This is a genomic window from Planococcus halocryophilus (genome assembly GCF_022489025.1).
Classification (GTDB): Bacteria; Bacillota; Bacilli; order Bacillales_A; family Planococcaceae; genus Planococcus; species Planococcus halocryophilus_A.
Genome location: NZ_JAKVTG010000017.1, coordinates 1 through 14956, shown reverse-complemented (window position 1 = coordinate 14956; position 14956 = coordinate 1). Strand labels below are relative to the sequence as shown.

The 14956-nt window shown below is 39.0% G+C and carries 13 protein-coding genes; 3 read left to right on the top strand and 10 right to left on the bottom strand.

Annotation, left to right across the window (positions count from 1 at the left end):
• Positions 1-27: 27 nt before the first annotated feature.
• From MLE13_RS15240 to MLE13_RS15230, 3 genes are all read right to left on the bottom strand, one after another.
• Positions 28-1809, bottom strand: a complete 1782-nt coding sequence (locus tag MLE13_RS15240) for an acyl-CoA dehydrogenase family protein (protein ID WP_240750575.1) — start codon at positions 1807-1809, stop codon at positions 28-30.
• A 356-nt stretch (positions 1810-2165) separates the two neighbouring features.
• Positions 2166-3341 carry an acetyl-CoA C-acetyltransferase gene (locus MLE13_RS15235; protein WP_240750574.1) on the bottom strand — a complete coding sequence of 392 codons (1176 nt, stop codon included), beginning with the start codon at positions 3339-3341 and terminating at the stop codon, positions 2166-2168.
• A gap of 28 nt (positions 3342-3369) precedes the next feature.
• Positions 3370-5754, bottom strand: coding sequence for a 3-hydroxyacyl-CoA dehydrogenase/enoyl-CoA hydratase family protein (locus MLE13_RS15230; RefSeq protein WP_240750573.1), 2385 nt, complete (start codon positions 5752-5754; stop codon positions 3370-3372).
• Positions 5755-5964: 210 nt separating this feature from the next.
• On the opposite strand from MLE13_RS15230, the gene MLE13_RS15225 reads away from it, so the two are divergent.
• The 3 genes from MLE13_RS15225 (at position 5965) to MLE13_RS15215 (ending at position 7420) form a co-directional block, all read left to right on the top strand.
• Complete coding sequence (locus tag MLE13_RS15225; protein ID WP_240750572.1) at positions 5965-6285, top strand: thioredoxin family protein; 321 nt, start codon at positions 5965-5967, stop codon at positions 6283-6285.
• A gap of 116 nt (positions 6286-6401) precedes the next feature.
• Positions 6402-6866, top strand: a complete 465-nt coding sequence (locus MLE13_RS15220; RefSeq protein WP_240750571.1) for an STAS domain-containing protein — start codon at positions 6402-6404, stop codon at positions 6864-6866.
• A gap of 38 nt (positions 6867-6904) precedes the next feature.
• Positions 6905-7420 carry a C39 family peptidase gene (locus tag MLE13_RS15215; protein ID WP_240750569.1) on the top strand — a complete coding sequence of 172 codons (516 nt, stop codon included), beginning with the start codon at positions 6905-6907 and terminating at the stop codon, positions 7418-7420.
• On the opposite strand, the gene MLE13_RS15210 is transcribed toward MLE13_RS15215, so the two are convergent.
• From MLE13_RS15210 to MLE13_RS15180, 7 genes are all read right to left on the bottom strand, one after another.
• The gene (locus MLE13_RS15210; protein WP_240750567.1) at positions 7398-8297 is read right to left on the bottom strand and encodes a 5'-3' exonuclease; all 900 of its coding nucleotides are present in this window, start codon (positions 8295-8297) and stop codon (positions 7398-7400) included. The two genes, MLE13_RS15215 and MLE13_RS15210, sit on opposite strands and share 23 nt — an antisense overlap.
• 79 nt (positions 8298-8376) lie before the next feature.
• A complete protein-coding gene (locus MLE13_RS15205; protein ID WP_240750565.1) occupies positions 8377-9873 on the bottom strand; it encodes a glycine betaine uptake BCCT transporter in 1497 nt (498 codons plus the stop codon).
• Between the two features lie 316 nt (positions 9874-10189).
• Positions 10190-10951, bottom strand: a complete 762-nt coding sequence (locus tag MLE13_RS15200) for a SurA N-terminal domain-containing protein (RefSeq protein ID WP_240750564.1) — start codon at positions 10949-10951, stop codon at positions 10190-10192.
• A gap of 151 nt (positions 10952-11102) precedes the next feature.
• Positions 11103-11303 (bottom strand): hypothetical protein, encoded by a 201-nt coding sequence (locus tag MLE13_RS15195; RefSeq protein WP_240750563.1) that lies wholly within the window; start codon positions 11301-11303, stop codon positions 11103-11105.
• 217 nt (positions 11304-11520) lie between these two features.
• Complete coding sequence (locus MLE13_RS15190; RefSeq protein WP_240750562.1) at positions 11521-11901, bottom strand: NUDIX hydrolase; 381 nt, start codon at positions 11899-11901, stop codon at positions 11521-11523.
• Between the two features lie 113 nt (positions 11902-12014).
• Entirely contained in the window at positions 12015-12317 is a 303-nt protein-coding gene (locus MLE13_RS15185; protein WP_240750561.1) for a hypothetical protein, read from the bottom strand.
• 370 nt (positions 12318-12687) lie between these two features.
• Positions 12688-14466 (bottom strand): recombinase family protein, encoded by a 1779-nt coding sequence (locus MLE13_RS15180; RefSeq protein ID WP_240750560.1) that lies wholly within the window; start codon positions 14464-14466, stop codon positions 12688-12690.
• Positions 14467-14956 lie beyond the last annotated feature (490 nt).

Here is a 14956-nt window from a genome sequence, read left to right as displayed (position 1 = left end):
AGCGGGATTGCCATATCATAGATTGTCTTACACGACGTATTTTTCAACGTCGATCAACTTAACAGCAGCTTCACGTTTTTTCGCAATTACATTATATGGCGTAGAACGTGTTAATTTGCGTAAAGCCGATAACATCATGCGTTGGTTATCACCTTCGATTGCAGCGATTAATGTTTCTTTTGCATCTCGTTCAATTTGATCAAATGCTTCTTGGCAATAAATTTGTGTATAAAGAAGTTTTTGCTTCGCTTTTTCTTCACCTGAAGCGGCAATTGCTTTCTCCGTACGAAGCACAACTGACTCCATAGCAAAGACATTACTTACGATATCTGCAATGTTGACAAGCACTTCTTGCTCAGCTTCTAGTTTAGAGCCATACGTTTGTGCAGCTAATCCTGCAGCTAATAAAGCAATTTTCTTGGCATTTTTCACCAAGTATTTTTCTTGGTCTAACGCTTCTGTTCCTACTTCTTCTGGCATCATCATTAATAGCTCTTCTTGCAATTTTTGAGCATGTTGCAATAACGGCAATTCGCCTTTCATTGCTTTACGTAATAATGTACCTGGTACGAGCAAGCGGTTAATTTCATTTGTTCCTTCAAAAATACGGTTAATTCGAGAATCGCGGTAAATCCGCTCAATTTCGTATTCTTGCATAAAGCCGTAACCACCATGCAATTGAACGCCTTCGTCTACGATATAGTCCAATGTTTCCGTACCGAAGAATTTGTTTAACGAACATTCTACTGCAAATTCTGCGATTGAATCGGCTACTAGTTTGCCATCTGCTTGCTGCTCATCTGTAAATCCGCTCATGCGATCTTCAAACAATCCAACTGTACGATAAACCGAACTTTCAACTGCATATAATTTAGATGCCATTGTCGCTAATTTTTCGCGTGTTAAATTAAACGATGAAATAGGTGTTTTAAACTGTTGACGCTGGTTTGTATAAGGAATCGTCAATTCCATTGCACGTTTAGAAGCACCAATTGTGCCTACCCCTAATTTATAACGACCGATGTTCAAAATGTTGAACGCGATAATATGTCCACGTCCTGCTTCGCCTAGTAGGTTTTCCACAGGTACTTCTGCATCTTCAAGAATTAACGTACGTGTTGAAGATGATTTAATGCCCATTTTCTTTTCTTCTGGTCCAACAGACACGCCCGGGAATTCACGTTCAACGATAAAGGCAGAGAATTTGTCCCCATCAATTTTTGCATATACAACGAACACATCCGCAAATCCAGCATTGGTGATCCATTGCTTTTCACCGTTTAGTACGTAATGCGTACCTGCTTCATTTAACTTCGCGACTGTTTTAGCGCCTAATGCGTCAGACCCTGAACTCGGCTCAGTTAATGCGTAAGCTGCAATCATTTCACCAGTTGCTAAACGCGGCAAATAGCTTTGTTTTTGCTCTTCGTTACCAAATAAAACGATTGGTAATGATCCAATTCCTACGTGTGCTCCGTGAGTAATCGAAAAACCACCTGCTTTAGACATTTTTTCAGCAATTAAAGCCGAAGCGATTTTGTCTAATCCAAGACCACCGTATTGTTCTGGAACATCCGCACCTAAAAGACCAAGCTCACCAGCCGTTTTCAATAAACGAACTGAATGTTCAAATTCATGATTTTCTAACTTTTCAACGACTGGCATTACTTCAGTGTTGACGTAATCCTCTGTAGATTTCGCGATCATTTTTTGCTCTTCAGTAAAGTCTTCTGGTGTGAACACGCGTGATAGGTCTGCATCTTCGATTAAAAAGCTTCCGCCTTTGATCAATGTTTTTTCTTGTTCCACGTTAAATTCCTCCTAGTTTTTACTTGCTTATATAGATTGTAGGCTAAAGAATTCGCTGCAGGCGGACGCTTTCCTGGGGGGCCGGCTAAAGCCGCTTCCCTCGCTTTGCTCAGTCCAGGGTCTTCACCTCGGCCTGATCCCCAAGGAGTCGCCGCCTTCCGCTCATTCTTTTAAATTTTATTGGTGAACTTTCGCTTCAATTAATAACAATCGAGTTTTAATATCTTTTCAAAAGACAGCTAATAGCGCAGGCGCGTCCACGGGCTAGGCGAAGCTATGAGACGAGTGCTCTTCTCGGCTCATGGCGGGAGCCATGCCCAAAGCGGCCGAAGCGACTATTACTCTACACTTATTCTCTATAGCATTTCAAAGACGCCTGCTGCGCCCATTCCTCCGCCGATACACATCGTTACGACACCAAATTGTTTGCCTTGACGTTTTAACTCACTCATCATGCGGATGGTTAAAATTGAGCCTGTTGCACCAAGTGGGTGACCGAGTGCGATGGCACCGCCGTTAAAGTTTACTTTGTCGATATCCAGACCAAGTTCCCGAATAACGCTGAGTGATTGAGAAGCGAATGCTTCGTTTAGTTCCCAAACATCGATGTCGTCAATCGTTAGTCCAGCTAATTTTAATGCTTTTGGAATTGCGACAATCGGTCCGATCCCCATAATTTCTGGTGGAACGCCACCTGTTGCGAATGAACGGAATTTCGCAATTGGTTTGAGTCCAAGTGCTTCTGCTTTTTCACGGTCCATAACCAGCAATGCACCGGCTCCGTCTGAAGTTTGAGATGAGTTCCCAGCCGTAACCGATCCGCGTGCTGAGAAAGCTGGACGCAACTTACCGAGTCCGTCTGAATTCGTTCCGTGACGAACGCCTTCGTCCATTGAGAACATAGAGTTTTTTTCTTGGTATTTATTGTTTTCGTCGACGTAACGCTTTGTTACTTCAACTGGTACGATTTCATCATCAAAGTGTCCAGCTGCGATGGCTGCTGCCGCTTTTTCATGAGAGCGAACTGCAAATGCATCTTGGTCCTCACGGCTCACACCGTATTTCGTCGCAACTTGTTCTGCTGTGTGACCCATGCTCATATAATATTGAGGAGCTGTTTCAGCTAATTTAGAGTTTGGGCGAATAACGTTACCCATCATTGGCACCATGCTCATTGATTCTACACCGCCTGCGATAATCGCTTCGGCTGATCCGAGCATAATCCGTTCTGCCGCATAAGCGATTGTTTGAAGGCCTGAAGAACAGAAACGGTTTACGGTGACAGCGGGAACTGTGTCCGGCAATCCTGCAAGTGCTCCGATGTTACGAGCAATGTTCATGCCCTGTTCGGCTTCTGGCATCGCGCACCCCATGATTAAATCATCAATTGGTCCGTCATAACCGCCAGCTCGCTGTAGCGCTTCTCTAACAACTAATGCACCGAAATCATCCGGTCGCACAGTTGCTAAAGAACCTTTTGTCGCTTTTCCGACCGGTGTTCGAGCACTGGCCACAATTACTGCTTCACGCATGTGTATTTCCTCCTTTTATGATCAACGATTAATTACGTAATGGTTTTCCTTTAACCAGCATATGTTGCATACGTTGCTGGGTTTTTGGTTCTGCTACTAGGCTTAAGAACGCTTGGCGCTCAAGGTCAAGTAAATATTGCTCATCTACTTTTGTGCCGTATGGAACTTTGCCGCCCGCTAGAACAAATGCTAGTTTTTTAGCAATTTTCAAGTCGTGTTCGCTAATATAACCAGAAATGAACATGCCTTCTGCGCCTAAAAGAAGCGTTGCATAGCCTGGCTCACCTGGAACTGGAACTTTTTCGCGTAATGGTGCTTGGTAACCATTTTCATACAATGAAAGAGCTGCTTGCTTTGCATCGTATAGGAGATGGTCGTTATTAACGCTGATGCCATCTACAAAGTTTAAGAAGTTGTTTTCACGTGCTTCTTCTGCTGAAGTTGACACTTTAGCCATCGCGATTGATTCGAATACTTTCGTAGCGATATTCAAGTAATCAATCGTGACGCCATTTGGCAAGCCTTTCAACTGTTTCATATAAAGCTCTTTGTTACCGCCACCGCCTGGAATTAACCCAACACCCACTTCAACAAGACCCATATATGTTTCCATTGAAGCTTGAATATGAGCTGCTGGTAATGTCACTTCTGCACCGCCTCCAAGAGACATTCCAAATGGTGCTGCAACAACTGGTTTGTTGCTGTATTTGAGTTTCATCATGGCGTTTTGGAACGTTTTGATTGTGAAATCAAGTTCAAAAATATTGTCATCTTGCGCTTCCATTAAGATCATGCCCAAGTTAGCACCGACACAGAAGTTTTTGCCTTGATTGCCGATGACAAGTCCTTTGTAATTTTTATCAACTTCATCAACTGCGAAATTGATCATTTGCATAATGTCTAAACCAATTGCATTTGAACGTGAATGGAATTCTAATAACGCAATTCCGTCGCCTAAATCGATTAAGCTGGCACCCGAGTTAGATTTGATGACACCATGCTTTTTCTTATAGCGTTTTAAATCAATGACTTTTTCATTGACTGGTACTGGCTTATAAGTCGTGCCATCAAAGAAATGTAGATCACCGTCTTGTTCTTTATAGAAATTTTCGTTCCCACTATCTATTAGAGCTTGTACAAATGCTGGAACGGGATGGCCTTCTTGTATCATTTTTTCTACAGATTTTTTAACGCCAATTGCATCCCATGTTTCAAACGGTCCTTGTTGCCAACCAAAGCCCCATTTCATAGCATTATCGATAGCAACAATGTCATCTGAAATTTCCCCGTTTAATTCAGCCGAATAGCGTAATGTTGGAGAAAGTATACTCCAAAGTAATTCGCCGGTACGATCTTCTGCATAAACAAGTGTTTTCATTTTAGCTGCGAGACCTTTTTGTTGTTTCGCCACTTCTTGTGAAGGCGTTTTCAATTTGCCAGCTGGACGATACTCCAATGTTTCGGGATCGAGTTCTAAAATCTCTTTGTCTTTTTTCAAGAAGAAACCTTGGCCCGATTTTGCTCCTAGCCAGCCGTTTTCTACCATTTTCTTCATAAATTCTGGTGCGTCAAACACTTTTTGTTCTTCGCCTGAAGTTTGATCATATACATTTTTAGAAACATGCATAAACGTATCTAGACCTACAACATCTAATGTTCTAAACGTTGCTGATTTTGGACGACCGATTAATGGCCCAGTTACAGAGTCTACTTCGCCGATCGAATAGCCGCGCACCATCATCTCGCGTAACGTGACAAGCAAACCGTAAGTCCCAATTCGGTTAGCAATAAAGTTTGGTGTATCTTTTGCAATAACCACGCCTTTACCCAATTGATTTTCTCCAAATGTTGTCATGAACTCTAATACTTCTGGAGCTGTTGTTTTTGCTGGAATGATTTCGAGCAATTTCAAGTAACGTGGTGGATTAAAGAAATGCGTTCCTAAGAAATATTTGCCAAAGTCTTCTGAACGTCCTTCAACCATTGCGTTAATGCTAATGCCTGATGTATTTGAAGAAATAATTGTTCCCACTTTTCTTACACCGTCAATTTTTTCGTATAATGATTTCTTTACATCAAGATTTTCAACAATGACTTCTATAATCCAATCAACATCTTTTAGTTTTTCTAAATCATCTTCTAAATTTCCTGGTGTGATCAACTGAAGATTCTTTTTAGCTGTTAATGGAGCTGGTTTTTGTTTAAGTAGTTTTTGAATGGATGTTGTTGCCATGCGATTGCGTACCGCTTTGTCTTCAAGCGATAATCCTTTTGCTTGTTCTTCTTTCGACAATTCACGCGGAACAATATCAAGTAACACAACTGGAATTCCTATATTTGCAAGGTGCGCTGCAATTCCTGAACCCATGACACCTGAACCGAGTACAGCCGCTTTTCTAATTTGGTAAGCCACTAGCAAACCCTCCTTGAATTTTTGAATGAATACTCATTCATTTTTAGATTAAAAAAATAGAACGTTCTCCTATGTCTCTTAGTGTAAGTTATTTTCCTTATTTTCGCAATATTTAATCGTTAAAATTCCCTAAAATTTTCAAAGACAAATAATTTGCGATTTACTAAAAGCACGGTAAACTGGAAGAGAACCTATAAGGAGGCACACTAAATGAAATCACTTACTACAACTGAACAATTTAACGAAACTATAAACGGTGAACAACCTGTCATCGTAAAATTCCAAGCTGGTTGGTGCCCAGACTGCAGAAGAATGGATATGTTTATTGATCCAATCGTTGAAGAATACAACCAATACCAATGGGTAGACGTTAACCGCGATGAACTTCCAGAACTTGCTGAAAAATATGATGTAATGGGAATTCCAAGCTTGCTAGTATTTAAAGGCGGAGAAAAAACAGCTCACCTTCACAGTGCAAACGCTAAATCACCTGAATCTGTTACAAACTTTTTAAACGATCAAAACGAGTAGGCCCCCGCCTACTCGTTTTTTTCGCTATACTATAAGAAGTACCAATTCATATAAAAAATGTTATAGTGTGAACAGCTATACGATTGACACTTATAACAACTTTCGGAGGTATAAGAATGGATCCACAACAGGAAATAAAACAATTACAAGAACAGCTAGTGTATTTTAAAAAGCTGATAAAAAATATGTCGGCCCCGATTATTCCATCGGTTGTGCCCAAAACGATTTTAGTGCCAATCGCAGGTTTTATTTTTACGGACCGTTTCGATATGATCCGCACGGCAGTTTTAGAGTATGCAGAAAAACATCGAGATACCGAACGGGTTATCTTCGATTTTACAGGAGTAACTACTGATGACTTGATGGAGTTTGACTATAATGGACTAGCAAGTGAATTAAGCCAATTAAACTCTGCTCTTGGCTTAATGGGCTTACGCGCTATTTATGTCGGCTTTAATCCGCTATTTGTACGTGAAATTGTCCATGCCGGCATTCAAGTTGAATTAGAAGTTTATACGACTTTTAAAGTAGCACTTGAACATTTACTTAATGAAAATAAAAAATTGGTACCCAAAATGTGATTTTATAAATCGTAAGTGATGATGCGGAGGTCTAACCCATGAAAAAACTCATCGCTTTTCAAGGACTTTCCCAATACGATGAACGCATTTCGAAAAAATATCGGTCTTCTGCATGTGGTCCAGTAACTATAGCAGCCATATTGCAACATTATGAGCAGCTTGAAATTGGGGTTAACCAACTTTACCGTTTACTCGGTACGACTCCGATCGGGTTATTTACTTGGAGACTCGTAAAAAACTTCCGAAAAATCGGTGGCATTCGCTATGAAGTAAAAAAAATTAACACTATTCAAGAAGTAAAAGAAGAATTGCTGGCTGGTCGTCCACTTGCGATGAAGTTTGATCGTTATTTCACGTTTCATTGGTTTTCAAAACCGTTATATCGCTATCACTGGGTACCGTTAATTGGCTTTGAGCAAAAGACAAATGACCTTATCCTTTATATTCATGACAACGGACAAAAAAACCGCCCCAGCAAATTGCGGACGGTTTCTTATCAAGAAAATCAGAACGTATTAACTTTTGTTAAAATCATACCCAAGGATCAGTTGTAACACCAATATTTTTCTCGAGCTGTTTAGCGAGCAATGTTAATTGTTGGTCGCGACATAATTGAATATGGTCATTCGTGTAGCTAGGAACGGTAATTTCTTCTAGCGACACGTCCAACTGGATGTCACATTTGATGACAGCCAGTTTTTTTGATAATAATAACATTTCCTTATGCTCATCAATTTTCTTTTTCTGTGCCGGCTTTAATTCGTCGATAGCTTCTAGTACGCCATCCGTTGAACCATAGGTTTGAATAAGTTGAAGAGCCGTTTTTGGTCCAATGCCTTTTACGCCAGGATAACCATCACTCGGGTCGCCCATAAACGCTTTTACATCTGCAAACTGAGAAGGTTGAATGCCGTACTCTTCAATAAACCGTGCTTCTGTATAAACGTCGTAAACGTGAAAGCCTTTTTTCATAAACGCAATATTGACAGAAGGCGTCAACAATTGCAGCATATCTTTGTCCCCTGTGATGATGGTGAAATCTACTTGGTCTTGCCATTGCTTCGTAAAGGAGCCAATAAAGTCATCGGCTTCAATCCCCGCTTCGCCGTAATTTTTCCAACCAAGTTGACTAGAAATTTCTTGCGCCCAGTCAAACTGGTGCACCATGTCTTCTGGAGGTGCTGGTCGATTTGCTTTATAACCGTCGAACAAATCGGTGCGGAAAGTTTTAGATCCCATGTCCCAGCATACTGCCATATGTGTTGGCTTCATCATTGTTTTTGCCGCTAATACGTGACGAGTAAATCCTTGTACGCCATTTGTCGCCAAGCCTTCAGTTGTTCTAAAATACTGATTCACAGCAGATGTCGCAAAAAAAGAGCGAAACAATAACGCCATTCCGTCTACTAATAATACATGTGGTTTCCCCATACTATAAATCCTCCATCTTTTTATTGCGTGAGTTCTATTATAACGCTTATGTATTGAAAAAACCGCCGAAGCGGCGGTTTTAACGTTTACGTTTTATAGCTTTGTATTCGATTGTTACTGCCTTATAGAAGGATGCCATCATTAATAAGATAATGATGGAGAACGGGAATGCCACAATAATTAATACTGTCTGCAATGTATCAAGTCCACCAGTAGACAAAAGAATTACAGCGATTGCTGATTGTGCAACTCCCCATGTCAATTTCACTGAGTTTTGCGGATACAGTGAACCACCTGTTGTTTGCATTCCAAGGACAAATGTCGCAGAGTCGGCAGAAGTAACAAAGAACGTCGTAATTAGGAATACCGCTATAACTGAAAGCAATACACCAAATGGCAACTCATTAAAGACTGCAAACAAAGTTTGCTCTGTCAATAATCCGGTTAAATCTACACCACTTTGTTGAACATCAATTGCCGTTGTACCGAAAGCCGCAAACCAAAGAAAACTAACGAATGCAGGAATCATCAAAACGCCTAGTAGGAATTGACGAATTGTTCGTCCTCTCGAAACACGTGCAATGAATATACCAACAAATGGAGACCATGAAATCCACCAAGCCCAATAAAAGATTGTCCAGCCATCAATCCAAGAACGATTTTCGCCATCAATTGGCGCTGCACGGAAACTCATTTGAATTAGATTTTGGAAATAAGTACCGATTGTATCAGTAAACATATTCATGATTAATAAAGTTGGTCCAAGAATTATCATTGCTCCTAGTAAAGCGATAGCTAGCACCATATTGGCATTTGAAAGGTATTTAATTCCTTTACTTAGCCCACTCCATGCTGAAATCATAAACAATACCGTTACAATCGCAATAATAATTAGTTGAACGAAAAAGTCATCTTCTTGTATCCCGTCAAACAAATACGCAAGTCCACCGTTAATTTGAATAGCGCCAAAGCCTAAAGTCGTCGCAACACCAACTACTGTTGCAAAAACAGCAATAATGTCTACAAACGTTCCCCAAGGACCTTTCATCTTATCTCCAAATATTGGCTTTAACGTAGCGGAGATTAATCCAGGTTCCCCTTTTCGGAACTGAGAATATGCTAGTGCTAATGCCACGACGGCGTATATAGCCCATGCATGGATTCCCCAGTGGAAAAAGCTGAAACGCATTGATTCACGCATAGCTTCAGCGCTTCCAGGTTCAGCAGTTGCCGGATTAATCGCAAAATGCGATATCGGTTCTGCAGCTCCCCAAAATACTAAACCGATTCCCATTCCTGCTGAAAACAGCATGGCAATCCATGTCCCAAATGAAAACTCGGGCTTATCTGAGTCTTTACCTAATTTGATTTGCCCCATCGGACTGACAAGGAAAAACAAACAGAATAGAACAATGATAGAAACGATTAGCAAATAATACCATCCGAACGAAGTTGTTAGGAATGTTTTTATATTTCCTGTAACTTCTGCAAAACTATCGGGTGCAAATGCGCCGAAGCCAATGGCCAGTAATGCCAGTGCAAGAGCAATCCAAAAAACATTGGTTACTTTTTTCATATAATCCCTCTCCTCTTTCTTTTTTTGCCGCTTTAACGGCCAGCAGACCCTATTCATATAAATAGCCGTCCACTGACCGTCAAAGTCCAAACTGATCAACTATAAATCAGCGGAGGAAGAAGAGCCCCCGCTGGCTGAAGTTTCTCTTTATCACAAGTCTAAAGGATACGGAAAATTTCCGGTCCTGTCAAATCCACTGATTGACAATTGGCTATAAAACCCTGGGAAATGGGTTACAAAAATCTTAATACATCTTTGTTTCCTTCTATGATCCTTATAAATAAAAAACCAGATTCACAAGGAATCTGGTTTTTTTTTATAGGTTAATTGTAACTTCTGCTTTTTCACGAAGTTTTGCGATTAACGCTTGTGTTGCTTCGCTTTCTTTTTGCGTTTTCAATTGTTCTTCAATTTGCGGTTTTACTTCTTCAAAAGCTGGAATTTCTTCGCCGCCCGCTTCTTCTTGCTGAACTTTTGCCTCATCATAATATGTCTGTAGTTCTTCATCTGTCAGTTTGATTTCGCCAGTTTCTGAGGCAATCAACTGCTCGATTTTCACTTGTGTCTCTATTTGTTTCATAACTTCTTCTTCAGAAATCTCTTGTTCTTTTAAAGCTGCCAATAATTCATCCGAAGACTTCAAACCATTTTGCTGAGCTAATTCTTCTAGCGCTGTATTTTTTTGTTCTTCTGATGCAGTCAGTTTTTGGTTTTCTGTTTCTTGAACAAGTAATTCCTGCGCAACTAAGCTATCCGCAACCTGCTCTTTTAACTGACTTTGGTCAACTTCCTGTCCAGACATTTGGGCTTGCATCGCCATTTGTTCGAACTGTCCTGTATAAATAGATTCAAAATCCTCTTTTGAGATTTTTTCACCATTTACTTCTGCAACAACTTCTGGAATACCTTCTAAATCAGCTTCTGGTATTTCCGGTTGCTCAGTACTTTCTTGATCTGTTGCAACCTCTTCTTGCGGCGTTTCTTCACCTTCTGTTTCTTTAGCTGTATCATCACCACAAGCAGCTAACGCTACCATGGATCCTCCAAGTACGATTGTTAAAAACCATTTTTTAATCATGGGTATTCTCCCTTCAAACATAATGTCGGTTATTGTAGCACATTGTATAGAGCTGTAAAAACATTAACCATTTTGACGTGCTCGCTCGTTTTCCAATAAGCAAAAAGAGTTTGCTATATTATTTAGTAGAAATAGCATTTTTTATGGGTGCCTAAGATCGATTCAAATTAAATACATCCACAATAATTTCAGCACTTCCTGGCGAAAACATGAACAGTGAGAGCGCTATAAAAAGGATCCCTGTAAATATTAACCCAATCCGAATGGGTAACTTAAATCGCTTTTTCATGAATAGTCCAAAGACAAACAAAATCAGTCCCATTAATAAAATCAAGAAATACCAAAATCCCATTACGCCACCTCTTTCGAAGTCATACGGTAATAGGACGTTCGTAATTGGTAAAGGTTCGATGGTTTTTCATATTTTTACTAGAAGTTAATTTGGCTATGATATGTTGGAAATATATGAGTAAAAGCTCATGAAAAACCTCAGTACGTAAAGATACATTTAAATGACTTTACGTACGAAAAACGCCAAAACCATAAGAAGATTTGACGTTTTGTGCTTACTAAAGTATTTTCGTAGTTTCATGATTAACGAGTAGATATAGTAATGGAGCGGTGATTTTATCAAACTTTTCATAATCATTAATTGAAATCCATGCACTATCAATTATATCGCTATTGGCTTCAATAGAAGAATCTAAGTAAAGCTTACCTCCTACAATTTCCGCAATGAATGTATATTTATAAGACTTCTCAAAAATCAAATGTTTAACTATTACATCGTAACCCGTTTCTTCCTTCACTTCTCTAATACAAGCTTGTTCGGTTGTTTCACCATCTTCTATCCCACCGCCCGGGTAATTCCACACGATATCCCCTCGTTGAACATATTGTTTAACCATTAAAATTTTGTTACCTTCTAGTATAAGAGCCTGTGAAATCATGGGTTCATCTCCATTAATATTTCATAAACGTGTTGCACTGAATATGATTCATATTTAATTGACTACTATAATATTGCAAAAAAGGTTTAAGCAATTTCTTTTTTAACACGGTATTAACTTCGAACTTTATCTTTTAGTTTTTGAAAAACTCCTGTCAGCAATACAATTAACCCAAATAAAAAAATAACAGGAAATAAAATAGCGGAAAGTGCTACAGCTGCCCAACCACTTTTTTCATAAATTCCATATAATTGTGAAACTAACCAACTAAATAACGGAGCAACTACAATCATTAATGTGACGCCCCAAATGATTTTCATGATTTTCTTGTCCTGATTTTTGCTGATGAAAAATGCAGACATTAGACCTACTATCAAAACAAGTAATGCGAAAGTAAAAGTAACTTCAAAATTCATCTGGTTTTTTCCTCCTTTCATTTTTGTATGAGTCCTCTACCAATTGCTATTTTCCATTTAATTACCATACCATATTTTCACATCCTCATACTTCCTAATCTGTCATGCTTGTTCTATTTCTCTTAATGATTCGAAATAGCTTGCTCAATTATCTATTCGAGTACCATTATTAATTTTATAAAAGTAGAACTAAAGCTATGTAGTAAAACAACAGAGACTCGCGCGGGACAGTAAAATGTCGAAATCCACTTTGGTTAGCCAGGCAAGCCCGCAGGAAGGCACAGCTATTTTACCGATATAGCGACTGAAAACGGTTTTAAACCCACAAAAAAACGCCAAAACCAGTAAAGGTTTTGACGTTTTTATCTCACTATGGAGACGGCTCTCCAATGGCCAAAGGCACGTACAGGTCCGATAAAAAATGAGTAAAGGCAGCATAATCTTCCTCACTCGTTGTATTTACATCAGATACGATTGGTAAATTGGTTTGTTTAAGATTTCTTTTTCTAAAGTCAATAAGTTCACGAATAGAAGGGTGATTAAATTTAAAGAAGATTTCTAGAGCCGTATGCTTACTATCCATACGAGTAGCCTCAATTCTATCTACCAACGTATTCACGATAGCCTTAGTAACTTCTACATCTAGGTAGTTAATGTAATCTGGGTTAATAAGGTATTCTTTCTTCACGATTTCTAAGTCAATCGGAAACTTAACTTCTTCTGGGAGCGGTTCGCCAAGATTGTTTAGTTTCATTGTTAATTCTTCAACTTCGTCTTCTAGTTCGTTCAACCTCTGATTATATCTATCAAAAGCACGCATGTTCGCTTCAACACTTATATCAATTTTGGAAACTACTTTCATTAAATTATCAATTGTCTTTTGATTGTCCTTAATGCGTTTGCGGAAGTCACGGTGTTTTTCGTTTTGAACTTTGTTCTTTTCCCCTTCTTCTTTCAAAGCCTTATCAATTTCAGTAGCAATTTGTTCAGGAGTAAGGAACTTACATAGTTGTTCCCAAATAACCATATCTAATTTTTGCATGTTCAGGCTGTTACTGCACTTTTGGTCTTTCGGTAAGTTTTTAGCGGACGGACAACGGAAGTAGTACCCAACTGTTCCACTTCGTTTGCTTGTCGTTCTGGTTGATGTGTAAGCCTTCCCACAAGTAGTGCATTTGATCATTCCAGTAAGAATGTATTTTCCGTAATAGCGGCTATCATGTCTAGTATTCTTGTTCTCGTTCTTTTTCCCTTTTCTTCCTAAACTCTTATTCTTCTTTGCCATTAGATCCTGTACAGCCTTCCAGTCTTCTTCCGAAATAATCGTATCGTGCTCTCCTTCCGCATATATCCATTCTTCTTCCGGCTTTACATATCCATGAACTCTACGACTTTCACTCCGATTCCAGACGCGGGTATAGTAGTTCGGGTTCTTCAAGATAACAGCGATTGAAAATTGAGACCAATCTCCCTTATTAAGTGCTTTTATTTTATTTAGATGAATGGCGATTCTATTGACTCCTTTACCAGATAAGTACATCTGATAGATTAACCTAATAACAGGAGCGGTTTCTTCGTCTACAACTAAAATCTTTTCTTTCTTTCCCGCTAAATTTACTGACTCATGCAGTTTGTAACCAAGAGGAACTCTTCCACCCGTATACAACCCCTTCTTAGCCAGGTCCCCGTGAATCTTCTTTACTTCCATACCTAGATTCATGCTGTAAAATTCGTCAAGAATATCTAGTAAATTATCAATCATTGCTTCTGTTGGTGTGCTTGCTGCACCTGCTAAACCCGGCTGATCTATGTATATAATCTCTACTCTGTGCTTACGACAAAGGCGCTTGATAAACCCTTTTTCTTGCTGATCCCTACCTAAACGATCGTTTTTAGTTATAACAACATAATCAATATTCTTGTTCTTTATTGCATCCAACAAGAGTATTAAACCTGGCCTTCTTTTACTCTCATCATCGCTGATATTGTAACCACTTCTTCCAGCATCCTCTAACATTTCTAGTAGTTTGATATTGTTATCATTACAGTACTTAATAATCTTTGAGCGTTGGTGAGTGAGGCTCAACCCTTCTTCACTTTGCACCGTTGAACTAACTCTCACATATCCTACACCTATTTTTCTTGTCATAAAAAAATCCTCCTCAAATTTGTTTTAAAGTAAAAATTCAACCATAGGAAATAAATATCCTTCACATAAAGAAAGATACTGAAAACCTATTTAGTTAAATTTTTATTTTTTTAAAACAAACCCAAAGAAGAGATAAGGTTTATATTTAAGTATAACTTGCTAGTTTAAATTTAGATGATTCGGTTTAAATGTATATGTTGCTGTATATGTTATAAATATATACTAGCCTACAAATAATTAAATGTAAAGGACCAAAAAAGAAAAAGAGCAGCAGATTTGCCACTCTTCTATATAATAACTTCTGAGGAGGAATGTTATTATTTTTTCCACTTTACTATTTGACTTTTCACTTGGGAACTAAAAGATAATCACCTTATAAAAGATGTCTACATTATATAGAAGAAACTCATAAGATGTCAGCAAGAAAAGCCACTGGAACTTCAAGATCGCTATGAATTTCCTGTACAAGAAATGAGTACTCTAAACCATG